Source organism: Vibrio algicola, from assembly GCF_009601765.2.
GTDB classification, from domain to species: domain Bacteria; phylum Pseudomonadota; class Gammaproteobacteria; order Enterobacterales; family Vibrionaceae; genus Vibrio; species Vibrio algicola.
In genome coordinates, this window is the sequence record NZ_CP045699.1 from 1,990,770 (window position 1) to 2,013,292 (window position 22,523).

The window sequence follows — 22,523 nt, forward strand, 5'->3', positions numbered from 1 at the left end:
GCTATTCCATTATGAAAAATCAGCACTACTTTAATCGGTGAAAATTAAAATAGGGCTGGTTCTATTACACTGCTCATTGCGCTCTGCTATCGGCTAATTATCGGCGTGTTTTACGCTTAGCTTTATAGCTTGGTTCACGAAACGGCATCGCTAATGCGGCAAATTCTTTCATCGCGCGTCGGTAAACATCTCGTTTAAAAGAAACAACTTGCCTGACTGGATACCAGAAACTCACCCAGCGCCAACCATCAAACTCAGGGGTCGTCCCGCGATTCATGTTGATATTTGCTTCATCACATTCAAGTCGCAGTAAAAACCATTTCTGTTTTTGTCCGATACAAACCGGTTTTGAATCCCAACGGACCAGTCGCTTGGGTAATTTATACCTTAACCAATGACGACTCACTCCAATCAGTTTCACATCTTGTTTAGTCAAACCCACTTCTTCGTACAGTTCTCGATAAAGGGCTTGCTCCGGCGTTTCACCGTCATCAATACCACCTTGAGGAAACTGCCAAGAATGTTGTCCGTATCGTTTTGCCCAGAATACCTGACCATGGTTGTTACATATTACAATCCCCACATTTAAGCGGTAACCATCGCCATCTATCACGGCTAACCTCTAATATAAATCTCTGTTACCAGTGATTTTTTCACATATCCACAAAAGGGGCAAATTTCAAGTGCATAATCTGGTGTTTTTTATTACCTAGCGCCCACTTTTGGGATAAAGTTCGTTTAAAAACAAGTTATCAACACTGAAATGCTGGTCACTTGGCATTTATTCACTTTTTCTGTGAATAAATGTGTGAAGAAAGTGACATTAGCAATTTTAATCACATAACGAGTCGAACAAACCCTAAGCAACATTAATTTTAATATCTTCATTTATACTTATTAAACATCGACTTACACCAACACCCAAAGGGAAAATCTTACCCAAGGATCTGCAGGATCTTTTTTAATCACAGATCGGTCAAAGATCCATCACGTTATGGATTATCCACATTTAATCTCGCTTTTCGGCTGATTTTCCAACAACCCTTGAATTATTATTGGTTTAAATGTAAATAACTCGATCTAAAAACGTCACATCAGTGTCAATGGTTAAGTTACTTGTGGATAACTTTTAATTTCATTTTTCAATCCTCTCGCGCCAGATCCCGCTCTTATTTTGTTATAGTGTGGCCTCATGATGCCTAACTCAGACTATCGACCATGCCTTTAGCACCAAAAACCGAGCAAGAACTATTACAACGGGCGCAACAGCTGGCTGGCCAAACATTTTACCAGCTCGCCCAACAAGCCAATATTGCGATCCCCGATGATCTTACCCGTGAAAAAGGCTGGGTCGGACAATTATTGGAATGGCATTTAGGTGCAGAAGCCGGCAGTAAACCCCAACCCGATTTTGAACATTTAGGCATTGAATTAAAAAGCTTACCGATTGGTTATAATGGCAAACCACTAGAAACAACCTTTGTTTGCGTGGCGCCATTAACTGGCGTGCAAGGCTTAACTTGGCAAGCTTCACACGTTAAGCATAAACTCGCCAAAGTATTATGGATCCCAGTGGAAGGTGAGCGCGAGATCCCATTAGCCGAGCGGCGGGTTGGTCTGCCGCTGCTTTGGTCACCGAATCAAGAGGAGCAACAGCAATTACAACAAGATTGGGAAGAGCTGATGGAATTTATTGTGTTAGGACGAGTGGAAGAAATCACCGCCAAACATGGAGAAGTGATGCAACTAAGACCAAAAGCGGCCAACAGTAAAGTGGTCACCGAGGCTTATAGCGCATCCGGTCAACCGTTTAAAACCTTGCCGCGCGGCTTTTATTTACGCACCCAATTTACCGCCAATATTTTAGCTCGCCACCTCAATCTCCCCAACAATTAAGAACAGAGATCTTTTGCTCGTCAAACAGATTAAGATCCGGCTGATCTTAGCTGGCTAAATGCAATTCAATATCTTGAAATGTCACTGCGTAGTCATCATGGCCGAATTCATCGTAAGCATTATGCAAACGCAAATAAGCCGAAGATAAGCCTAACTTTTTCAACTCTGATTTCACCTGCTCTAAAGAAGAAAAATACAGCAGTTGATCTTTCATTAAGATCGGCTCTAACTGATGCTTATACTCCACAGCTAAAGAGTAATGCGCAAGATCAGCGCAACTGACCACAAAGACTTTTGGTGGCCCGCAATCTGTGCTTTTACTGGCTTGCAGCCAATGATCTAATTGTTGTTTTTTCATATTACTCCCCCAACATCCTTCTTTAATCTTAGTCGATCCTTAAGCGGCTGCAAGATCTTGAATTAATCACCCAAAATTGGCTCGGCAGAATTTACTCACCACAATTTTTTGTTATATATTGGTTTTCATATTAAGAATGAAAATCAAGGACGTTAGATGAAATATCATAAGATCCCGCATTCAAACCTAGAAGTGAGCAAAATCGCATTAGGCACCATGACCTTTGGTGAGCAAAACAGTCAAGCGGATGCATTCTCGCAATTGGATTATGCTATTGAGCGTGGCGTTAATTTTATAGATACAGCCGAAATGTACCCAGTGCCACCCAAGGCAGAAACCCAAGGTTCAACCGAGGCTTATATTGGAAACTGGTTAGAGAAAAGCGGCAAACGCGAGAAAATCGTACTAGCAAGTAAAGTAGCCGGCCCCGGTCGCATGTCGCATATTCGTGACAATATGAGCCTTGATCGCCGTAATATTCATTTAGCGATGGATAGCAGCCTACAACGCTTGAAAACCGATTATGTCGATCTTTATCAGCTCCATTGGCCACAACGTAATACCAATTGCTTTGGTCAACTCAATTACCCCCACTTAGATGAACAACAAGAAGTGACCTTAATTGAAACCTTAGAAGCACTGGCTGAATTAATTAAAGCTGGGAAAACTCGCTATATCGGCGTGTCGAATGAAACCCCATGGGGCGTAATGACCTTGCTTCGCTTAGCGGAAAAACATGACTTGCCACGAATTGTGTCGATTCAAAATCCTTATAACTTACTCAACCGCAGTTTTGAGGTGGGTTTGTCTGAAATCAGTCATCATGAAGGGATCGAGTTACTGGCTTATTCTCCACTGGCGTTTGGGGTACTCAGCGGTAAATATTTAAATGGTCAACGTCCAACGGGAGCCCGTTGCAGTTTGTTCTCACGTTTTGTGCGTTATATGACACCACAAGGAGAAGCTGCGACTCAAGCCTATATCGATGTCGCCAATAAACATAATATCGATCCGGTACAAATGGCATTAGCTTTTGTCAATCAGCGCCCTTTTGTTGCATCCAATATTATTGGCGCTACCAGCATCAACCAATTAGAAGCCAATATTAACAGTATTGAGAGTGAGCTCGGTGACGAATTATTGCAGGATATTTTGCAAGTCGGTATTCAATTCTCAAATCCTTGCCCTTAAAGAAAACATTTATCATTAAAGAATAAAAGGTAGCCCAAAATATTGGTCTACCTTTTTATTCACCCCAGAATTAAGACTTAAGCCAAACTTTTATTTTCAACTGCCACATTATGTTTTCCGAGTAATCGGTACATGGTGGCTCTTGATACGCCTAATTCTTTAGCCGCAGGTGATATTTGGCCGTTATGACTCTCCAATACATAAATCAAAGCATTACGTTCCGAATCTTCTCGAATCGTACGCAAATTACGTTTTTTGGTTAATCGGCTTGGAAGATCCAAATGATGCACATCTAAGATTGTCCCTTCCGACATTAATACTGCTCGCTTGATTTGATTACTTAATTCACGCACATTACCAGGCCAATGATATTGGGTCAGTTGTTTGACCGCGTTATTTGATAATGTCCTTGCTTGGGAATTATATTCACGACTATTTTGTTGCAGATAATATTGCGCGAGTAAATTGATATCGGTGCAACGTTCTTTTAGCGGTGGAACATAAATTTTTAATACATTAAGGCTGAAAAATAATTCAGACAAAAAAGTATTCTCACGCACGCACTGTTCGATATCATTATGGGTTGTGGCGAGAATACGCACATCATTTGACTCTATCGTTTGCGAGGACCCTAAATGATTAGCACTGAGCAAGCTATGCAGGTGTTTTTGTTGAGACAAAGGTAATGCGGTGACATTTTTAAAAATCAAGGTGCCGCCTTTTGCCTTCTCGATCTCACAATCAATATAGCCAGTAGTGTGGGTTCTATTGTGACCGAAGACCTCTTGTTCCAGCCGTTGCTCGGGTAAAGCACTACAGTTAACCACCACCACCGGACCTTTATTGCGTGAAGAATATTGGTGGATATATTGCGCAACTATTGTTTTACCTGAACCTTGCTCGCCAGAAATAATAATGCACGCATCAGTCACCGCAATACGTTTAATTTGCTCACGCAGTCGCTTCATCGGTAATGAGTCACCAATTAAACTAACTTGCTGATCTAATGGATTATCTGGCCATACTTTTTGCTCTAATTTAAGCATCCCTAATTGATGGCCGATACAATTAAGTAATCGTTTTTCAGGCATTGGTGAAGTGAAAAAGTCGATACAATAATTGACAATAAATTGGCGAACAGGATCTGAATTTAATTGGCTCTCTTTAATATAGGCAATCCAACGCACTTGTTTATTGGTGCTAACCAAGCAAGAAATGGCATTTAAACTTAAATTTTCTTGGCACAAATCAATAATGCCAATGCATGGGCCAAGTTGCTCTAATTGTTGTTGTGCCAATCTTAGATCATCACATCGATGGCACATCCAGCCAGTTTGTTGAATTGAATCAAACCAAGTTTCAGCTGAGCCTCCAATTGTGATTAAAGATCCAGGCATAATACCTATTTTAAACTGGCGTTCCATAATACTTTTTTTTCATCCTTGAACGGGTACTGATACCAATCGTAGTATTACCTAATTTATCAGTAGCATTTTATGCTGTTATAAAAGCCATCACTATATCGTTAAATAAAAGTTTGTTTGTATCATTAATGAGACAAGTTAAAATTTAATCGCATTTCTGCCATCGAATTAACATTATTCTGATAATAGAATGTATCCGTTATTGCTGAGATCTAAAAAACCCGCCATAGAGACGGGTTTTATTTATTAAATAACAATTATGTAAATAAGGACGAAGTCCGTAATTTACTTTATTGTTGTGGACGCATCGCAGGGAATAGAATAACGTCGCGAATTGTATGCGTATTGGTAAATAGCATTGCTAAACGATCAATACCAATACCTTGTCCTGCTGTTGGTGGTAAACCGTGCTCTAGCGCATTGATGTAATCGGCATCGTAGAACATGGCTTCATCATCACCAGCATCTTTCGCATCCACTTGCGCTTTAAAGCGGGCATCTTGATCTTCTGCATCATTAAGCTCAGAGAAACCATTAGCCACTTCACGACCACCAATAAAGAATTCAAAACGATCGGTAAAGAATGGGTTTGAATCGCTGCGACGAGCAAGAGGCGAGATATCCGCTGGGTAGCCCGTAATGAAAGTCGGTTGGATTAACTGAGGTTCAGCTGTCTCACCAAAGATCTCTTCAAGCAGTTGGCCGCAAGTCCAGAAAGTTTCTACTTCAACATGCACAGATTTCGCGATCTTAACCATAAAGTCACGATCTTTTACCGTTTCTTCATTTAAGTTGGCAATATCAGCGTGATCAGGGTTGTAATGTTTGATCGCATCGATCATGGTCATGCGGGCATATTTGCCACCGAACTCAACACGCTCTTCACCGTAAGGCATTGAGGTATCGCCCAGAACTTCAACCGCCACTGTGCTCAACATTTCTTCGGTAAGATCGATTAGATCGTTATAATCAGCGTACGCCATGTAGAATTCCATCATGGTGAATTCTGGATTATGACGTGGCGATAAACCTTCGTTACGGAAGTTACGGTTGATTTCAAATACACGATCAAAACCGCCTACCACTAAACGCTTCAAGTAAAGCTCAGGAGCAACGCGTAAGTACATATCAATATCAAGCGCATTATGATGAGTGATAAATGGACGCGCAGTTGCACCACCAGGGATCACATGCATCATTGGGGTTTCCACTTCTAAGAACGCTTTCTTAGACATGAAGTTACGGATCGCCATTACTAATTTAGAGCGAATGATAAACGCATTACGCGAATCTTCGTTTACGATCAAATCAACATAACGTTGACGGTAACGCATTTCTTGGTCAGTTAAACCGTGGAATTTTTCTGGCAGTGGACGCAGTGCTTTCGTCAGCAATTCGTAGCTTTCCATATTAACGTAAAGATCACCTTTGCCTGATTTATGCAACGTGCCTTTTACGCCAATGATGTCGCCGATATCAAGACCTTGGTATTTTTCTTTAAGATCTTTTTGCACGTCTTTAGCAGCGTACGCTTGAATGCGGCCAGACACTTCTTGGATCACAAGGAAAGGACCACGTTTTGCCATTACACGACCGGCGATGGCTGCAATGTAATTAAGCTCAACCAATTCTTCTTTGGTTTTTTCGCCAAATTCAGCTTGTAAATCTGCCGCTAGATTTTCACGACGGAAATCATTTGGGTGACCATTGGCTTTACAAGCTTTGCGGATGTGGTCAAGTTTACTACGACGCTCTGCGATCAGTTTATTTTCTTCTGCTACATCAATTTGGTCTTGGCTAGTTGATTCAGTCATCAGGTGCCCTTAATTAATAAAATTAGTACGCTCTATCTGAGCATTATTCTGTGGTGCCGCAAGTTGTTTAACCAGTTATAAACCTGACTTTAAACTTGCTTCAATAAATTTGTCTAAATCGCCATCTAATACTGCTTGAGTATTACGATTTTCGATCCCAGTGCGTAAATCTTTAATGCGTGAATCATCTAATACATAAGAGCGGATCTGGCTGCCCCAACCGATATCAGATTTAGAATCCTCGCTGGCTTGCTTCTCTGCATTTTGTTTTTGTAATTCATACTCAAACAATTTAGCGCGCATTTGTTTCATTGCCTGATCTTTGTTCTTATGCTGAGAACGATCGTTTTGACATTGAACCACAAGGTTAGTTGGAACGTGGGTAATACGAACCGCAGATTCTGTGGTGTTAACGTGCTGACCACCCGCGCCGGAAGCACGGTAAACGTCAATACGCAGATCGGATGGATTAATGTCGATCTCAATGTTGTCATCAATTTCTGGATAGATAAATGCAGAAGCAAATGAAGTATGACGACGGCCACCAGAATCAAACGGCGACTTACGCACTAAGCGATGCACGCCAGTTTCAGTACGCAACCAACCATAAGCATATTCACCTGAAATACGAACGGTTGCACCTTTTAGGCCTGCTACATCACCATCTGATACTTCAATAATTTCGGTTTTGAAACCTTTGGATTCAGCCCAACGTAAATACATACGCAGCATCATTGAAGTCCAATCTTGCGCCTCGGTACCGCCAGATCCTGATTGCAGATCGATATAACAATCTGATGGATCGTGATCGCCGGAAAACATACGGCGAAACTCTAGCTTTTCTAGCTTAGTTTCAAGCTCGCTCAACTCTGGTTCAATTTCATCGAAGGTTTCTTGATCGTCTTCTTCAACCGCCAGTTCGAGTAAACCCTCAACGTCCTCACCACCTTGATCGAGTAGATCTATGGTTTCGACGACCGCTTCTAGTGCGGCACGCTCTTTACCAAGCGCTTGTGCTCGTTGTGGTTCATTCCAAACATCGGGTTGTTCAAGTTCTGCGTTGACTTCTTCTAGACGCTCTTTCTTAGCATCATAGTCAAAGGTACCCCCTCAAAACGTGTGTGCGCTCGGCAACGTCTTGAAGGCGGTTTTTGATAGGATTGATTTCAAACATTTGGGCTCATCGCTAAAATTAGAAAATTGGGATTATCTTTAAGATCGAGATAACCGCGCAATTCTACCTAATATCACTTGAACTTTACAGGTATTTTGTTAAGCACTATCGATGCCAAACTGGCTCTTATTTGGCTTCTAAATGATCGACCATTAATTGCAGCGATTGATTGCCGCGAAATTCATTGATATCAAGCTTGTAGGCTAAATGTACCGTTTTAACCGAAGCATCTGGCCAACGGCGTAAATCAACATTAAACGCAATCGCATCGATCATGATGCTGGTACTGCGCCCTTTGCCCAGTGGTTGCAATGTCTCTGGATCTAAAAATATCGGCTCAACCATCATCTTTAAATGCTTTTCGCCCACCAGTTTTTGATTGAGTAATTTAAACTCGCCATCAAATATCGGCTCTGGAAAGGCTTGTCCCCACGGTCCACCAGCACGCAAAATTTCGGCGGTGTCCATTGAGAACTCTTCAGGCTGTAATTCACCATCGGATAAAATCACCCCTTTAAGCGCCGACTCATCTAATTCAGCTCGTACCGCTTGATCAAATAATTGACTAAAATGCGCATATTGATCGCGTTTAATAGTAAGGCCTGCCGCCATCGCATGACCACCAAATTTAAGGATCACGCCTGGGTTTTGGGTATCAATCCGATCCAGTACATCACGCATGTGTAATCCGGAAATCGAGCGACAAGACCCTTTAATTAGCGCCCGACCTTGGTTATCTTCGCCACCATCAGCAAAGGCGATCACTGGGCGATAAAATTCATCTTTGATCCGCGAAGCTAAAATACCAATCACGCCTTGATGCCAATCGGCTTGATATAGCGTTACGCCATACGGCAATTGACTATCTTTGGCTAAGCAATCTTTACCATTTAACAAACGTTCACAAAAAGCCATCGCTTCTTGTTTCATGCTTTGCTCGATTTCACGTCGCATTTGATTTAAGCCGTCCAATTCACTTGCCATTTGTCTGGCGGCATGAATGTTATTGCTTAGTAGTAATTCTACGCCATACGACATATCTTCTAATCGACCGGCCGCATTAAGCCTTGGGCCTAATGCAAAACCAAAATCTGACGCGACTAATTTTTTCGCATCGCGTTTCGAGACTTCAATTAACGCTTGAATTCCTGGCCGACCTTTACCGGCGCGAATACGTTGCAAACCTTGATGCACTAAAATGCGATTATTTTCATCCAGCGCCACCACATCGGCCACCGTACCAAGCGCTACCAGATCAAGCAGTTCAGCTAGATTGGGTTGAGGGATATTTTGCTCGACAAACCAATTGAGTTCACGCATGTGCGCGCGCAGGGCTAACATTAAATAAAACGCCACCCCGACCCCTGCCAACGCTTTTGAGGGAAACTGACATTGTTGCAAATTAGGATTGACCATCGCATCGGCGATCGGCAGTTCATGGCCAGGCAGGTGGTGATCGGTCACTATTACCATTAAACCTTTTTGCTTAGCATAAGCGACACCATCAATCGATGACACGCCGTTATCGACCGTCATGATCACTTGTGCACCAAGTTCAATCGCTTGATCAACCACTTCAGGGCTTAAGCCATAGCCATCTTCAAATCGGTTTGGCACTAAGTAATCAACATTGTTGCTGCCTAGCATACGGATCGCCAATACCGATAACGCCGAACTGGTGGCGCCATCAGCATCAAAATCCCCTACCACAATAATGCGTTGCTGGGTTTTAATTGCTTCAAACAGCAACTCAACCGCCAAGCTAATACCGTGCAATGATTGATAAGAATGCAGTCCTTTTGCGCCTTTTTCTAATTGCTTTTCATCACTAATATTACGATTGAGATACAAGCGACGCAGCAAAGCGGGAATCGTCTCTGGTAGGAGTGAAAGGTCTACATCTGGGCGGCGAACAATGGCGGTCATAAGTAATCGGCTTCTTTATTGGCGATTGATTTAACGATAGATTTATTAATCATGGCTCAAAAATGAAAAACCGCTCAGGCTAAAGAGCGGATCAAATGATAATGGATCACATATAAAGCATCCAGATCGGGATAAATATCGCGGATCACATTTTTAAGCTCAGTCAGAGTCATGTTTTCTTGCTGTGCGTGAAACTCACTCAAGTCACAAAATTGAATCGCTTCAACCGAATCAATCTGTAACTGACAAAACTCCCGACCTTGCTCTAGTGTCGATACCGTCACAATGCTCTCAGGAACATAATAGCTTTCGGCTTTATCACGAATAGTAATGGTTTTCTTACCCGCTAAAATATCGGCTTCAAAGCGGGCAAAAAACGTCATGGTAGTCGGAATGATAGGAGCAGACTTAGCCATTATTTCATTGACTCTAATGCTTGAATCAATTGGCTTGGCGGTAAGTAACCACCCACTAACTGACCATTCGGTAACAAAATGGCTGGGGTTCCGGTAATACCAACTAACGCTCCAAAGGCGTATTGCTTGGCGATCATATCTTGGCACTGAGTTAAATGTTTACTGTCAAAATCAAAGTTGCGATTAAGTTTCACCGCATCCAATGCCGCTTTTCGATCATCGGCGCACCATACTTTGGCCATTGAATTTGCCACTTCACTGCGTGGACCTTGGCGCGGATATGCCATATAACGCACCGTAATGCCTAAATCATTATACGCTTGCATATCTTTATGCAGCTTCACACAATAGCCGCAAGTGATATCGGTAAATACCGTCACCACATATTTCTCATTTTTAGCTTTATAGACAATCATGTCGCCTGCAAATTTCTCGAGCATTTTGGCGTATTTCTTTGCCATTAAATCGGTGAAATTACCGTCTTTATCTAATCCGTACATTTTACCTTGCAAAAAGTGATCACCATTAGCCGTGACATAGAAGATCCCTTGCTCTGTGGTCACTTCCGCTAACCCAGTAATTGGTGATGCTTGAATTGAAGTAGGCACTAAACCTAACTTACCAAAACGAGAGGCAATTTCTTGTTTATCGATATGAGTTCCAGCGGTCTGGTTATCAGTGACGTGACTGTCAGAAACGGGAGCATCAGCCGCTTGCGCCGTTAACGCTAAGCAAGAAAGAAGAACAATAAAACCGTTACGCATAAATGCTAAATAACGCATGATTCACCTTAAAAATTGAAATAAAAATAAAAGTGGCTATAAATAACAACAGTATCACGCTCGTGGGTGATGTTGTTGATGAATTTGTTTTAATCGCTCGGTTGCGACATGAGTATAAATTTGTGTGGTGGATAAGTCACTATGACCGAGTAGCATTTGTACTACTCTGAGATCCGCACCATGATTTAGTAAATGTGTGGCAAAAGCATGACGCAAAACATGGGGAGATAAGGTTTCGGTATCAATGCCAGCATGCACCGCATAAAACTTGATCCGATGCCAAAAAGTTTGTCTGGTCATCTGGCGAGCACGCTTACTGGGAAACACCACATCGGAACTGGTTTCGCCTAATAATGCAGGGCGACCTTGTTCGAGAAAGGTTTCAATCCACTCAATCGCGTTCTCACCCATTGGCACTAAACGCTCTTTGCCGCCTTTACCAATCACCCGCACCACGCCCTGACGCAAGCTCATGTTTTCCATCGTCAAGCTTATCAACTCAGTAACACGTAAACCGGTAGCATAAAGTAACTCCAGCATCGCTTTATCACGCAGCTCAATCGGGTCTTCCACAATTGGCGCCATCAATAGATCATCAATTTGTTGCTCGGAGAGATCTTTAGGCAGACGCTTAGGCAGTTTAGGCATCAAGAGCAAGGCACTTGGATCATCGGCGCGAATTTTTTCACGGGTTAAATATTGAAAGAAACGACGGATCGCCGACAACATACGAGCACGAGTGGTTTGTTTGTAGTCTTTTTCAACCAGCCATGCTTGATAATCCTGCAAATCAGCATGCTGAATCGAGTTCCACGTTAATGATAACGGCATCATCCAACCGATTAAACGATCAAGGTCATGGCGATAGGATTGTAAGGTATTTTCCGACAGCCCACGCTCTAGCCAAATAGCATCAATAAAGCTCTCAACGACGATTAACTCCGCTTGTTTGGGCTCCATTTACAACCTCATCAATAACATTATTTTAATGCTAGCGAGAGTACGGCAGCCGATTGCGAATTACCACCCTTTTTGCTTCGATGTTTGTTAGAATAGCAGTCAATTTTATTCCTCACTTGCAAAGATACCATTATGAAAATTGGTCTATTTTACGGCTCCAGCACTTGCTACACCGAAATGGTGTCAGAAAAAATTCGCGCCATTATTGGTGAAGAGTTGGTGGATATCTACAATATCAAAGATACGCCAGTCTCGACCTTGCAAGATTACGAACTGCTTATTCTGGGGATTTCCACTTGGGATTTTGGCGAAATTCAAGAAGACTGGAGCGCGGTGTGGGACCAACTTGATGGCCTAACCCTCAAAGATAAACAGGTCGCGTTATTTGGACTCGGCGATCAAGAAGGTTATGGCGAATGGTTCTTAGATGCGATGGGTTTATTGCATGATGAATTACAAGCCACAGGGTGCCAATTTTTAGGTTACTGGCCTAATCAAGGCTATCAATTTGAGCAATCGAAAGCCCTGACCGAAGACAAAAAATTCTTTGTCGGTTTAGCGCTAGATGAAGACTCTCAGTATGAACAAACTGATGAACGGATTGCCACTTGGTGTGAACAGATCTTAGTTGAGTACTACGATAGTTTGTAAATGTTGCACATTGTCTTCGCTTAATGACAGCTTAATATCAATTCTATTTAATATTTGATCAATTTGAATACGCCGAAAAGACGCTGATCCGTCCTTGGTCGCTTGAGAAAAGGCCATCCATGGCCTTTGACACTTTTCTCTGTACTCAATTTTGAACGATCATTCAATTTATGAAATTGGTATAACACCCTGTTATCGCTATGATTGATTGCAAAAACACACACCTCTCTCGTCATCCCGTACATGAGCCTAAGCGAAGAAGATACGGGAGCTCGCTTTTATCTTATCGATTATAAAATAAAAAAGGCCGAGTCATCGGTAAGATAGCTCAGCCTTTATTGTTTTTATCCGTTCATTGCCAAGCTAATTACAACGCTTCAAACTCAACGTTATTGTCTGCTTGGTTTGACAATTCAGTCTCGCCTTGATCTACCTTTTTCGGCACTATTAGCATAAACATGATTGCCGCCAACGTTGGTAACATCCATGCCATACCATAATCGAATAATGGTAAGAAGTTCAGTGCCGACACATCAATATTAACCGCTTTAGCAGCATCGATTAACGCAAACAGCAGCGAAATCAACACCACGCTACGATACGCCAATGCACGGTTTGGTAAACGAGAACGCACCAAGGTCAAAAATACAATCGCAATCGCAACCGGATACAAGGCAAACAAGACCGGCACAAATAGCGCGATTAATTGTGTCAGTCCAACATTCGCCACAAGCGCACAAGCAGAACCAATTACCACAACCCAAACTTTATAACTGATTGGCGTTAATGAACTAAAGTAATCCGAACAAGCCGAAATCAAACCTATCGATGTGGTTAAACATGCCAATAATACAATGGTGCTCAACACTAACTGACCTTCAGTGCCAAATAACGCTTGTACATAAACACTTAAGATTGCACCGCCATTATCCAAACCAGAAGCAATCGAATTACTGGTCGCGCCTAAGTAAAATAATGAGATGTACACTAATGCTAAACCTGCCGCCGCAATAAAGGCAGCATAGATAACGTATTTCGTTACCGCCGCTTTTTGAGTGATTTTTTTGCTGCGCAGCGCTTCAATGATCAAGGTACCAAACATCAAAGAGGCAAAAGTATCCATGGTGTTGTAACCATCAAGGAAACCAGTACTAAAGGGTTGCTGAATGTAGCTGGCTTGGGCGGCTAAAATATCCCCTTGCGGGTTTAAAAACACCATCACAGATAACACGGCTAAACCAATAAATAATACTGGCGTCAGCACTTTACCTATCACATCAAGTAATCGCCCTTGTGACCAAGCAAAAAACATCGCAACCACAAAAAACAGAACTGAAAAGAGCGTTAATTGTGTTTGTGACGGGACATCTAAAAAGGGTTTAATGCCCATTTCATACGCTACTAAGCCTGTACGAGGCGCAGCAAACGCAGGACCAATAATAATAAAGAACAACACCGCGATAATAGTTGCGGTTTTCTTTGGTAGATCTTGAGTCAGTTTATCCCAACCACCACCGACCAAGGCAATTGCAATAATACCCAGTAGAGGGAGGCCAACCGCCGTGATCAAAAAACCCACCATGGTCGGAATAACGTGATCGCCCGCCAGTTGACCTGCAAGCGGTGGGAAGATAATGTTGCCAGCGCCAAGAAAGAAGGCAAACAACATAAAGCCTAAGGCAATAACATCCGTTATTTTTAACTTCTGGTTCAAAATAACCCCTTAATAAAATAATAGTACATCTAAGATTCGATTCAGTAGAACAACCCAATCAACTGCATAATGATAAGATAATGACCAAAAGGTACAAGATGCGCAATAGATCCAACAAAAACACCATAATATAACAAGTTATTAACCACAAACCAGTTCGTTAAACTGGCTAATTAGTAAATTGGCAGCGTTTAATGCTTAACAATAAGTAAACAAATACATAACCGTAGCAAAACAAAAGACCAATTAATGAGTAATCAATAGCATTTACAGCTAGTTTTAGTGGAAGTATTAACACCATGAATAAGACGAAAGATTTTAGCTTTAAGCAATTTTCAATTTGCGGTGGCCAATCTGGAATGGCAGTCAGTACCGATGGGGTTTTGCTCGGTGCGTGGATCCAATTACATGATAAACATAAGATTTTAGATATTGGCACCGGCACCGGTTTACTCGCCTTGATGTGTGCCCAACGCAGTGACAAAAGCCAAATCACCGCCGTTGATATTGACGAGGGGGCCGTGTGCGCTGCGCGCTATAATGCCGAGCAAAGCCCTTGGCATCAGCGACTTAAAGTGCAGCAAACGGATATTACCCACGCCGATTTAAAGCAACAATTTGACCGTATCATTTGTAATCCGCCCTATTTCACCAGCGGAGAGGCCACTCAACATCAGGCTCGCGCGCAAGCTCGTCATACTCTCACCTTGTCTCATCACGCATTATTAACGGCTTGCAAAACATGGTTAACTTGCGAAGGTCGCGCCAGTTTTATCTTACCTAAAGTCGAAGGGCTCGCTTTTATTGGATTAGCTCAATCGCAAGGTTGGTATTTAAGCCGGTTATGCTTGGTTCATACCACGCTAAAAAAAACCAGTTATCGTGTATTATTCGAATTAAGCCTTAGCCCCAGTGAGACTCAACAAAGCGAATTAACTATTCATCAAGACAGTGGTTACAGTGAAGCGTTTATTGATCTCACTAAAGCCTTTTACTTAAAGATGTAATTTTTAAGACTTTGGGTGTATAATGCGCGACCGTTTTACCATCCCTATTTATTGCGAGTGGTAACATCCATAACCACAAGCTTGCTGGAGAATATACGTGATCAGAACTTTTGCTGAACTCGAACTAGACCAAAACCTTATTTCTGCTATTGAAGATATGGGTTTTGAACGTCCAACTCAAATTCAATCTGAAGCTATTCCGCAAGCACTTGATGGCAAAGATATTCTTGCCTCTGCGCCAACCGGTACCGGTAAAACAGCTGCCTTTGCACTGCCTGCGCTGCAATACTTGCAAGACTTTCCGCGCAAACGTGCAGGCCCCGCTCGTATCTTGATCTTAACCCCAACTCGCGAACTGGCGATGCAGGTTGCCGATCAAACTCGCACACTGGCAAAAAATACTAATTTGAATGTCTTCACCATTACTGGTGGTGTGATGTACGAAGAGCACGCCGATATTTTGGCGACCACACAAGATATCGTGGTAGCAACTCCGGGTCGCTTAATGGAGTACATTGAATCTGAGCGCTTTGATTGCCGTGCGATTGAATGGCTAATTTTAGATGAAGCCGATCGCATGCTGGATATGGGCTTTGGTCCTGTGGTTGACCGTCTATCGGCTGAATGTCGCTGGCGTAAACAAACCTTACTTTTCTCTGCGACTTTAGAAGGCCGTGGGGTGGAAGGTTTTACTGAAGACCTACTTAAAAACCCAGTAAAACTAGAAGCGGATCCTTCTCGTCGTGAGCGCAAGAAGATCACTCAATGGTATCACCGTGCAGATTCACCTCAGCACAAGTTCTCGATGTTAAAGCACATTTTAACCGAGCAAGCTGAACGCACCATTATTTTTGTGAAAACTCGTGAACGTCTTGCTTCATTGCGCCTGCAATTAGAAAGCGCGCAAATTGTCTGTTCATGGATCCAAGGTGAAATGCCACAAGATCGTCGTAACAATGCGATTTCTCGTTTCCGTGATGGTGAAGTCAATGTCCTTATAGCTACCGATGTTGCCGCGCGTGGTATCGATTTACCCGACGTCAGCCATGTGATCAACTACGACATGCCGCGCAGCGCCGATGTCTATTTACACCGTATTGGCCGTACAGCTCGTGCTGGTAAAAAAGGTAATGCTCTTTCTATTGTTGAAGCCCACGACCAAGAAATGATTGAACGTGTGATGCGCTACATTCAAGAAGAAATCAAAGAACGCTACATTAAAGAGATGCGCCCTGAGCACAAAAAACCGGCGCTGAAGAAGAAAAATAAAAAGAAAGTTAAAGCGGCTGCGGCAGCTAAGAAAAAGACCGCCGTGAAGAAGAAAAAGAAATAGTCCGCTGATCTCAGTTCAGTAGCACTAAAGACAAATCTAAACAGGGAGCATTCATTTGCTCCCTTTTTTTATGGCCATTGATTCGTTGGAATAGCACGCTTAATCGAACAGCTTGTGCTACTTCTGCTCTTCGCGCTTAAACACCAATTCGGTCGCGCTCGATTCAGCCTCAACAAAATAATAACCTGCGACATCAAATTCTTTTAGATCCGCTAATGATGAAACCTTATTCTCGATGATATAACGCGCCATCATGCCGCGGGCTTTTTTGGCATAAAAGCTGATCACTTTATAAGTGCCATTTTTGCAATCTTTAAACACCGGCGTAATGATCTGGCCTGTCACTTTCTTTGGTTTCACGGCTTTAAAGTATTCATTCGAAGCAAGATTAATTAGAAAATCATCCCCTTGTGCCTGTAGCGCTTGATTAACCGCCTCGGTAATAATGTCGCCCCAGAATTGATACAAGTTAGTACCACGTTCATTAGCCAGGCGAGTGCCCATTTCCAAACGATACGGTTGCATCAGATCTAACGGCTTTAATAAACCATACAAACCGGAAAGCATTCGCAGGTGCGATTGAGCATAGTCAAGCTCAGCATCGGATAAGCTGGTCGCATCCAACCCCGTATAAACATCGCCTTTAAAAGCAAAAATGGCTTGGCGAGCATTATCAAAATCAAAGTGGTCGCTCCACTGCTCAAAGCGCGCCACATTCAAACCAGCAATTTTATCACTAACTTTCATTAAGCCAGAAATGTCTTGTGGTGAAAGCTTGCGACACACATCGATCAGTTGTGCAGAGTGTGAAATAAACTCTGGCTGGGTATGCTTACGCGTGGATAAAGGTGAGTCGTAATCTAACGTCTTTGCCGGGGAAACCAAGATCAACATAATTTGTCCGTCCTTTGATATCAATCCAAGGGGTTTTATACTCTGCCAATATTGAGCATAGAGAAAAGAGTCAAAGGCCATGGACGGTCTTTTTCAAGTGTCCAAGGGTAGAGTCGCGTCTTTTCGGCATGTTCAAATGGACCAAAGATCCCATCGAATGACTATAATTATTCATTCTCAAATTCAATGGTTATCAATATAACAAAAAAAACCGCACATCACTGTACGGTTTTCTCTATTAGTCTCATCTGCGTGGGTTATTACAACTTAGCGGATTCTTTTTTCTTTTCTGTACCCCAAACACCTGGTTCGATTTGTGATTTCAATTCAGGGAAATCATTGGCATCGAACGTCGGTAATTTACCTTCATCCAGTTGTTTGTTGTAATCTTTTGCCAGTTTAATCACGATACCCGATAGCAAAATAATCGCCACCAAGTTAACAATCGCCATTAAACCCATTGATGCATCGGCCAATGCCCAGATGGTTGGCGCATCTTTTACCACACCGAACATTACCATCCCTAACACCATCACACGGAAGATATTTTTTGCATGCTGTGATTTTTTGAAGATAAAGACAATGTTACCTTCAGCATAAGAATAGTTAGCAATAATTGAAGTAAATGCGAAGAAGAAAATCGCAATCGCCACAAAGGTTTTACCCCATTCGCCAACTTGAGAGCTCAATGCATTCTGAGTTAATACGATGCCATCCATTTGCATACCAGGAACATATTCACCCGATAACAAAATGATAGACACGGTAGCAGTACAAATAACAATAGTATCAACAAATACACCTAGCATTTGCACATAACCTTGCGATGCTGGGTGTGGAGGGTATGGCGTAGCGGCGGCGGCAGCATTAGGCGCAGAACCCATACCCGCTTCGTTGGAGAACAAACCACGAGCAACACCGGTTTTAATTGCGTTCATAACCGCATAACCAACACCACCTGCGGCGGCTTCTTGCAGACCGAAAGCACTCTTAAAGATAAGCTCAAATGCGGCAGGCACTTTATCAAGATTCATGATAATAACGAATACAGCGAGCACTAAGTAGAAAATCGCCATAATCGGCACTAACAGTTCGGCAGTTCGTGCAATTTTACGGATACCACCAAAGATAACAAAACCAGACAGCAGCACTAATACAACACCAACCATGGTTTTATCCCAATGGAAAGCAGTATGCATAGCCGCAGCAATCGAGTTAGATTGCACCGCATTAAATACCAAACCAAAAGCAATGATCAAAAAGACAGAGAATAAAGTCCCCATCCAACGCATGCCTAGGCCTTTTTCCATATAATAAGCTGGACCACCACGGTAAACACCATCTTCACCGGGGGTTTTATAAAGCTGAGCTAAAGTACTTTCTGCGAATGCCGTTGCCATACCGACCATGGCAATCAACCACATCCAGAAAATAGCACCGGGACCACCCACCATAAGCGCGACTGCCACACCGGCCATATTACCGGTACCGACACGCGCGGCTAAGCTAGTACAAAAAGCTTGAAAGGAAGATATACCATCTTTGTCGGCTTTACGGCTATGCTTTAAAACCGAAAACATGTGGCCGAAGTGGCGAAATTGAATAAAGCCAAGACGAACAGTGAAGAACACCCCCACCCCAACCAATAAATACACTAAGATCGATCCCCAAAGAAGACCGTTTACTAACCCAAGTAGATCCGTCACGTAAACCTCACATAAATTTATGACAACATTCACCCCCACCACTCATTGGTAGGTTCCTTCTGTCTTACCTTTTATCTTTATAATCTTGTCATAATCACAAAAGGTAAAACCCTGACACCAAACTTTCCCTCGATGCCGACACTCAAACGCTCATCAGTCTATATCAATATAAGATCGGCAGAGAAATATAATGACCAGCAGGATAATGCAGGGCTAAGCGTCAAAAATCAATATGAATCTAATTTCATAACTATGCGTTATTTTGCTATCGAAACCTAAGTATTCAATATATTTAGTCGGTAAATAATCATAAAAATGGCATTAAACCCTAATCTTTAGAGATGTGTTATCTGTTGCTATTCAAATATAACAATCTGACTTCGACCTAAAAAACCACCAATGAAACAAGGCCTTTTTAACTTTGCATAAATTACTTCGAACCATGTCATCAACAGAACCACCTAACAAAAAATCACTATTCCTTCCAATTGATATTGGTAACGAAATATTAACAATTATCAGGGTTATTAATGAGATTTAATTTTACATAAACACAACCAAGTGGTCACTTTTTAACCTCACCTTCAAAAAGTTTGATAGTCTTTGCAGAATGACATGAAAATTTCATTATTTAGAAACAAATGAGAAATAGTTCAAAGTTAAGCTTTTCAAAAGTGTGGTATCTATAACTCTCCAAATAAGCATTAGGTTTAAGGTGTTTGTCTGGGATAAATTTATTCTTGAGTCACACTATTCTTGGATAATCTATAGTAGAGAGGGATCATATTATGGAAGGTTTTCAACTCGATAGCATCATGGATATGGAAACGGATCAGTACCGCTCGACCAGAGTAAAAGCAGGCAAACGTAAATGGAGAGAAATTGAAGCGATTCTAGACCGAAGACAACTCCAAAAGGAATTAATGGAATTGGATTACAGTGGTGAGTACAAGCTCGACGATATTCAAATTTAACCATAACTGAAACATCAATAATTTGGTTATACCGTTTCATGTTTATCATCAAAAATAGGCGCTAATAGCGCCTATTTTCAATCTTGAGTTCACCATTTTTAACGGTTATATCAACGCCACTAATTTGGCATAATCTTGCTCGATATCAGCACCAAATAGCGGATCTTTATCCGCTTCGCCCCATAGAGATTCAACCTGTTGCCAGTCTTGGTCAGTAAACATCTTCTTCAATTGCGGCAGTATTTCTCGCTCTTCAAAATCAAGATGTTTCTTTTGTTGATGAATAAAATTGGCTAATGCTTGGTAAAAAACATCATGTGGCACCACCGCATCTTGATTAACCATTTCAACCAGTTCGGCAAACTCTTGGCTCACCTGCGCTAACTCATGATGCGCTTGTTCAAGATTGGCGATTTGTTCATCATTGCCATAATGCTCTAAATAATAATGATAAATAATGTCTTCTTTAGGGTGATGAGTTTGTTCTGAATGCTGTTGCAGATAATGGATTACTTCTGCTATCACATTATAATCAATACTTTTTTCAGCCTTTAAATCGGCTAAAAGCTTATCTAACACCACCAACAATCGCACCATATAGCTGTGTTCTCGACTAATAATTTCGCCTAACATAACTGTCTCCTTGTGCAGTTTCGCTGCTTTAATTATAGCGCGATTTCGATAGTCCCTCTTATTCTCGATCAATAAAGCAACAAAATGAGAACAAAAAAATCACCAGTCATTTTAATCTATGATCATCAAAGTGGTGGCAAAAGCCAATCAATCGGGGTCATTGCTTGCTGCTCTAATAGCTGATTACTGCGCGAGAAATGCTCACAGCCAAAGAAACCACGATGAGCAGACAAAGGAGAAGGATGTGGCGCAGTGAGTACAAAGTGTTTGTCACTGTCGATTTTCGCACCTTTCTTTTGCGCATGAGCCCCCCACAATAAAAAGATCACACCCGTTTTATGCTGATTGATCTGATCAATAATGTGATCGGTAAAGGTCTCCCAGCCTGATTTAGCATGAGAATGTGCTTTGCCTTGTTCCACAGTTAACACAGTATTAAGCAATAACACCCCTTGTTTAGCCCAGCTTTCCAAATAACCATGCGAAGGCGTGGTGAAATCTTTAATATCCAAAGCAAGTTCTTTATAAATATTGGCCAACGACGGTGGCACTTTCACATTGGGCAATACAGAAAAAGCCAAACCATGAGCTTGATTCGGTCCATGATAGGGATCTTGCCCTAGCACCACTATTTTCACTTGCTCAAATGGCGTGTAATCAAATGCGCTAAAAACCTGCTCTTGAGGAGGGAAGATCTCAATCTCAGGATCAGAACGTTGCGATTCAACAAATGCCATCAATTGCTGAAAATATGGCAGTTGTTGCTGCTGTTTGATTATTGTTGCCCAATCCATCTCATTGCCTCTTGTCACTCAAATTTGTCAGTATTGGGTTTATTTTACCTCTAACTTACCTCTGCTGACATAAAAAATTCATTTAAAATCGTCGTAAAATTACGACAAAATGAGCTATCAAATATATTTTAAAGCTTAAAAATAAGTTACAAAGCCACGTTTATTAAGGTTTTCTTGATTTACAGCAACAAAAACCACCAATAATGGAAAATAAAATTGGTAGTTTTTTGACTTAAATCAATATGAATTTTATGGTTATTGCGTATATAATAGCGACATTGAGACAAACGACGCTTTCCCATAAGAAAGTGAGCACATATTAATCCCACATTGTGTGGCAAAGGAGATGGACATGATCCAAGGTATCCAAATTACTAAAGCAGCAAATGACGAATTATTAAATTCAATCTGGCTTTTAGACAACGAGAAAAACGAAGCTCGTTGTGTTGCTGCAGACGCTGGCTTTGAAGCTGATCAAGTTGTTGCTACTGACGCACTAGGGGAAATCGAATTCCGTGAAGTTGCAATCGAAACTGCACCACGCGTAGAAGGTGGTCAACACCTAAACGTAAACGTGCTTTCTCGTGAAACTCTACAGGATGCCGTTGCTCACCCAGAGAACTACCCACAGCTAACTATCCGTGTTTCGGGTTACGCTGTACGTTTCAACTCTCTAACTGCTGAGCAACAACGTGACGTTATCGCACGTACATTTACAGAAACTATGTAAATGACAGCTTCCGAATAACCTTGTTTGTTATTCGGATTGGCAAGCAAATAAAAAGCTCAAAAGTGGCGATCACTCTTGAGCTTTTTTGTGTCTTTTTTCTGCTTAGAAGCCAAAAAAACGTAAGTTCATATCTGTGCCCTGTACCC

Annotated in this window: 21 protein-coding genes; 7 read left to right on the plus strand and 14 right to left on the minus strand. The window is 41.9% G+C overall.

The window, feature by feature from the left end:
* Positions 1–97 precede the first annotated feature (97 nt).
* Complete coding sequence (gene rppH, locus GFB47_RS09105; RefSeq protein WP_153447699.1) at positions 98–613, minus strand: RNA pyrophosphohydrolase; 516 nt, start codon at positions 611–613, stop codon at positions 98–100.
* A 605-nt stretch (positions 614–1,218) separates the two neighbouring features.
* On the opposite strand from rppH, the gene mutH reads away from it, so the two are divergent.
* The gene (gene mutH, locus GFB47_RS09110; RefSeq protein WP_153447700.1) at positions 1,219–1,896 is read left to right on the plus strand and encodes a DNA mismatch repair endonuclease MutH; all 678 of its coding nucleotides are present in this window, start codon (positions 1,219–1,221) and stop codon (positions 1,894–1,896) included.
* 46 nt (positions 1,897–1,942) lie between these two features.
* Here mutH and GFB47_RS09115 read toward each other — a convergent pair whose 3' ends face one another.
* On the minus strand, positions 1,943–2,254 hold the full coding sequence (locus tag GFB47_RS09115; protein ID WP_153447701.1) for a DUF6482 family protein: 312 nt from the start codon (positions 2,252–2,254) through the stop codon (positions 1,943–1,945).
* A gap of 156 nt (positions 2,255–2,410) precedes the next feature.
* Between GFB47_RS09115 and GFB47_RS09120 the strand changes: the two genes are divergently transcribed.
* Entirely contained in the window at positions 2,411–3,445 is a 1,035-nt protein-coding gene (locus GFB47_RS09120) for an NADP(H)-dependent aldo-keto reductase (protein WP_153447702.1), read from the plus strand.
* A 77-nt stretch (positions 3,446–3,522) separates the two neighbouring features.
* Here GFB47_RS09120 and GFB47_RS09125 read toward each other — a convergent pair whose 3' ends face one another.
* The 7 genes from GFB47_RS09125 to xerD form a co-directional block, all read right to left on the minus strand.
* Positions 3,523–4,869, minus strand: a complete 1,347-nt coding sequence (locus GFB47_RS09125) for a sigma-54 dependent transcriptional regulator (RefSeq protein ID WP_153447703.1) — start codon at positions 4,867–4,869, stop codon at positions 3,523–3,525.
* Between the two features lie 290 nt (positions 4,870–5,159).
* Positions 5,160–6,683, minus strand: coding sequence for a lysine--tRNA ligase (gene lysS, locus GFB47_RS09130; RefSeq protein ID WP_153447704.1), 1,524 nt, complete (start codon positions 6,681–6,683; stop codon positions 5,160–5,162).
* A 75-nt stretch (positions 6,684–6,758) separates the two neighbouring features.
* Positions 6,759–7,857 (minus strand): peptide chain release factor 2 gene (gene prfB, locus GFB47_RS09135; protein WP_153447705.1). Its coding sequence is split into 2 segments (ribosomal slippage): positions 6,759–7,781 and positions 7,783–7,857, totalling 1,098 coding nucleotides; the frame shifts between segments, so codons are not numbered across the junction.
* Positions 7,858–7,983: 126 nt separating this feature from the next.
* Positions 7,984–9,783 (minus strand): single-stranded-DNA-specific exonuclease RecJ, encoded by a 1,800-nt coding sequence (recJ, locus tag GFB47_RS09140; protein WP_153447706.1) that lies wholly within the window; start codon positions 9,781–9,783, stop codon positions 7,984–7,986.
* Between the two features lie 74 nt (positions 9,784–9,857).
* Complete coding sequence (gene yqfB, locus GFB47_RS09145) at positions 9,858–10,199, minus strand: N(4)-acetylcytidine aminohydrolase (protein WP_218619083.1); 342 nt, start codon at positions 10,197–10,199, stop codon at positions 9,858–9,860.
* Entirely contained in the window at positions 10,199–10,981 is a 783-nt protein-coding gene (gene dsbC / locus GFB47_RS09150; RefSeq protein WP_225874262.1) for a bifunctional protein-disulfide isomerase/oxidoreductase DsbC, read from the minus strand. The genes yqfB and dsbC overlap by 1 nt, the downstream gene beginning before the upstream one ends.
* A gap of 54 nt (positions 10,982–11,035) precedes the next feature.
* The gene (gene xerD / locus GFB47_RS09155) at positions 11,036–11,941 is read right to left on the minus strand and encodes a site-specific tyrosine recombinase XerD (RefSeq protein WP_153447707.1); all 906 of its coding nucleotides are present in this window, start codon (positions 11,939–11,941) and stop codon (positions 11,036–11,038) included.
* Positions 11,942–12,073: 132 nt separating this feature from the next.
* Between xerD and fldB the strand changes: the two genes are divergently transcribed.
* On the plus strand, positions 12,074–12,592 hold the full coding sequence (fldB, locus tag GFB47_RS09160) for a flavodoxin FldB (RefSeq protein WP_153447708.1): 519 nt from the start codon (positions 12,074–12,076) through the stop codon (positions 12,590–12,592).
* 367 nt (positions 12,593–12,959) lie between these two features.
* Here the strand turns inward: fldB and brnQ are convergent, their stop codons facing one another.
* Positions 12,960–14,306, minus strand: coding sequence for a branched-chain amino acid transport system II carrier protein (gene brnQ, locus GFB47_RS09165; protein ID WP_153447709.1), 1,347 nt, complete (start codon positions 14,304–14,306; stop codon positions 12,960–12,962).
* Positions 14,307–14,605: 299 nt separating this feature from the next.
* On the opposite strand from brnQ, the gene GFB47_RS09170 reads away from it, so the two are divergent.
* Together GFB47_RS09170 and srmB are read left to right on the plus strand one after the other, a co-directional pair.
* Entirely contained in the window at positions 14,606–15,313 is a 708-nt protein-coding gene (locus GFB47_RS09170) for a tRNA1(Val) (adenine(37)-N6)-methyltransferase (protein WP_153447710.1), read from the plus strand.
* 97 nt (positions 15,314–15,410) lie between these two features.
* Entirely contained in the window at positions 15,411–16,646 is a 1,236-nt protein-coding gene (gene srmB, locus GFB47_RS09175; protein ID WP_153447711.1) for an ATP-dependent RNA helicase SrmB, read from the plus strand.
* A 117-nt stretch (positions 16,647–16,763) separates the two neighbouring features.
* On the opposite strand, the gene yaaA is transcribed toward srmB, so the two are convergent.
* Together yaaA and GFB47_RS09185 are read right to left on the minus strand one after the other, a co-directional pair.
* Positions 16,764–17,540, minus strand: a complete 777-nt coding sequence (yaaA, locus tag GFB47_RS09180) for a peroxide stress protein YaaA (RefSeq protein WP_153447712.1) — start codon at positions 17,538–17,540, stop codon at positions 16,764–16,766.
* A 260-nt stretch (positions 17,541–17,800) separates the two neighbouring features.
* The gene (locus tag GFB47_RS09185) at positions 17,801–19,246 is read right to left on the minus strand and encodes an alanine/glycine:cation symporter family protein (RefSeq protein WP_153448203.1); all 1,446 of its coding nucleotides are present in this window, start codon (positions 19,244–19,246) and stop codon (positions 17,801–17,803) included.
* A 788-nt stretch (positions 19,247–20,034) separates the two neighbouring features.
* Between GFB47_RS09185 and GFB47_RS09190 the strand changes: the two genes are divergently transcribed.
* The gene (locus GFB47_RS09190; RefSeq protein ID WP_153447713.1) at positions 20,035–20,220 is read left to right on the plus strand and encodes a DUF3545 family protein; all 186 of its coding nucleotides are present in this window, start codon (positions 20,035–20,037) and stop codon (positions 20,218–20,220) included.
* A 105-nt stretch (positions 20,221–20,325) separates the two neighbouring features.
* Here the strand turns inward: GFB47_RS09190 and GFB47_RS09195 are convergent, their stop codons facing one another.
* Complete coding sequence (locus tag GFB47_RS09195) at positions 20,326–20,853, minus strand: hemerythrin domain-containing protein (protein WP_153447714.1); 528 nt, start codon at positions 20,851–20,853, stop codon at positions 20,326–20,328.
* 125 nt (positions 20,854–20,978) lie between these two features.
* Complete coding sequence (gene ung / locus GFB47_RS09200; protein WP_153447715.1) at positions 20,979–21,647, minus strand: uracil-DNA glycosylase; 669 nt, start codon at positions 21,645–21,647, stop codon at positions 20,979–20,981.
* 352 nt (positions 21,648–21,999) lie between these two features.
* On the opposite strand from ung, the gene grcA reads away from it, so the two are divergent.
* Positions 22,000–22,377, plus strand: coding sequence for an autonomous glycyl radical cofactor GrcA (gene grcA / locus GFB47_RS09205; protein WP_153447716.1), 378 nt, complete (start codon positions 22,000–22,002; stop codon positions 22,375–22,377).
* Positions 22,378–22,523: the final 146 nt, after the last annotated feature.

What these genes read in the sequence shown, in the direction of transcription:
- mutH (WP_153447700.1), top strand. Translation starts at nt 1,219, where the DNA reads ATGCCTTTAGCACCAAAAACCGAGCAAGAACTATTACAACGGGCGCAA.
- lysS (WP_153447704.1), bottom strand. Translation starts at nt 6,683, where the DNA reads ATGACTGAATCAACTAGCCAAGACCAAATTGATGTAGCAGAAGAAAAT.
- GFB47_RS09125 (WP_153447703.1), bottom strand. Translation starts at nt 4,869, where the DNA reads ATGGAACGCCAGTTTAAAATAGGTATTATGCCTGGATCTTTAATCACA.
- GFB47_RS09170 (WP_153447710.1), top strand. Translation starts at nt 14,606, where the DNA reads ATGAATAAGACGAAAGATTTTAGCTTTAAGCAATTTTCAATTTGCGGT.
- ung (WP_153447715.1), bottom strand. Translation starts at nt 21,647, where the DNA reads ATGGATTGGGCAACAATAATCAAACAGCAGCAACAACTGCCATATTTT.
- GFB47_RS09115 (WP_153447701.1), bottom strand. Translation starts at nt 2,254, where the DNA reads ATGAAAAAACAACAATTAGATCATTGGCTGCAAGCCAGTAAAAGCACA.
- fldB (WP_153447708.1), top strand. Translation starts at nt 12,074, where the DNA reads ATGAAAATTGGTCTATTTTACGGCTCCAGCACTTGCTACACCGAAATG.
- yaaA (WP_153447712.1), bottom strand. Translation starts at nt 17,540, where the DNA reads ATGTTGATCTTGGTTTCCCCGGCAAAGACGTTAGATTACGACTCACCT.
- grcA (WP_153447716.1), top strand. Translation starts at nt 22,000, where the DNA reads ATGATCCAAGGTATCCAAATTACTAAAGCAGCAAATGACGAATTATTA.
- recJ (WP_153447706.1), bottom strand. Translation starts at nt 9,783, where the DNA reads ATGACCGCCATTGTTCGCCGCCCAGATGTAGACCTTTCACTCCTACCA.
- yqfB (WP_218619083.1), bottom strand. Translation starts at nt 10,199, where the DNA reads ATGGCTAAGTCTGCTCCTATCATTCCGACTACCATGACGTTTTTTGCC.
- GFB47_RS09195 (WP_153447714.1), bottom strand. Translation starts at nt 20,853, where the DNA reads ATGTTAGGCGAAATTATTAGTCGAGAACACAGCTATATGGTGCGATTG.
- GFB47_RS09190 (WP_153447713.1), top strand. Translation starts at nt 20,035, where the DNA reads ATGGAAGGTTTTCAACTCGATAGCATCATGGATATGGAAACGGATCAG.
- xerD (WP_153447707.1), bottom strand. Translation starts at nt 11,941, where the DNA reads ATGGAGCCCAAACAAGCGGAGTTAATCGTCGTTGAGAGCTTTATTGAT.
- GFB47_RS09120 (WP_153447702.1), top strand. Translation starts at nt 2,411, where the DNA reads ATGAAATATCATAAGATCCCGCATTCAAACCTAGAAGTGAGCAAAATC.
- dsbC (WP_225874262.1), bottom strand. Translation starts at nt 10,981, where the DNA reads ATGCGTTATTTAGCATTTATGCGTAACGGTTTTATTGTTCTTCTTTCT.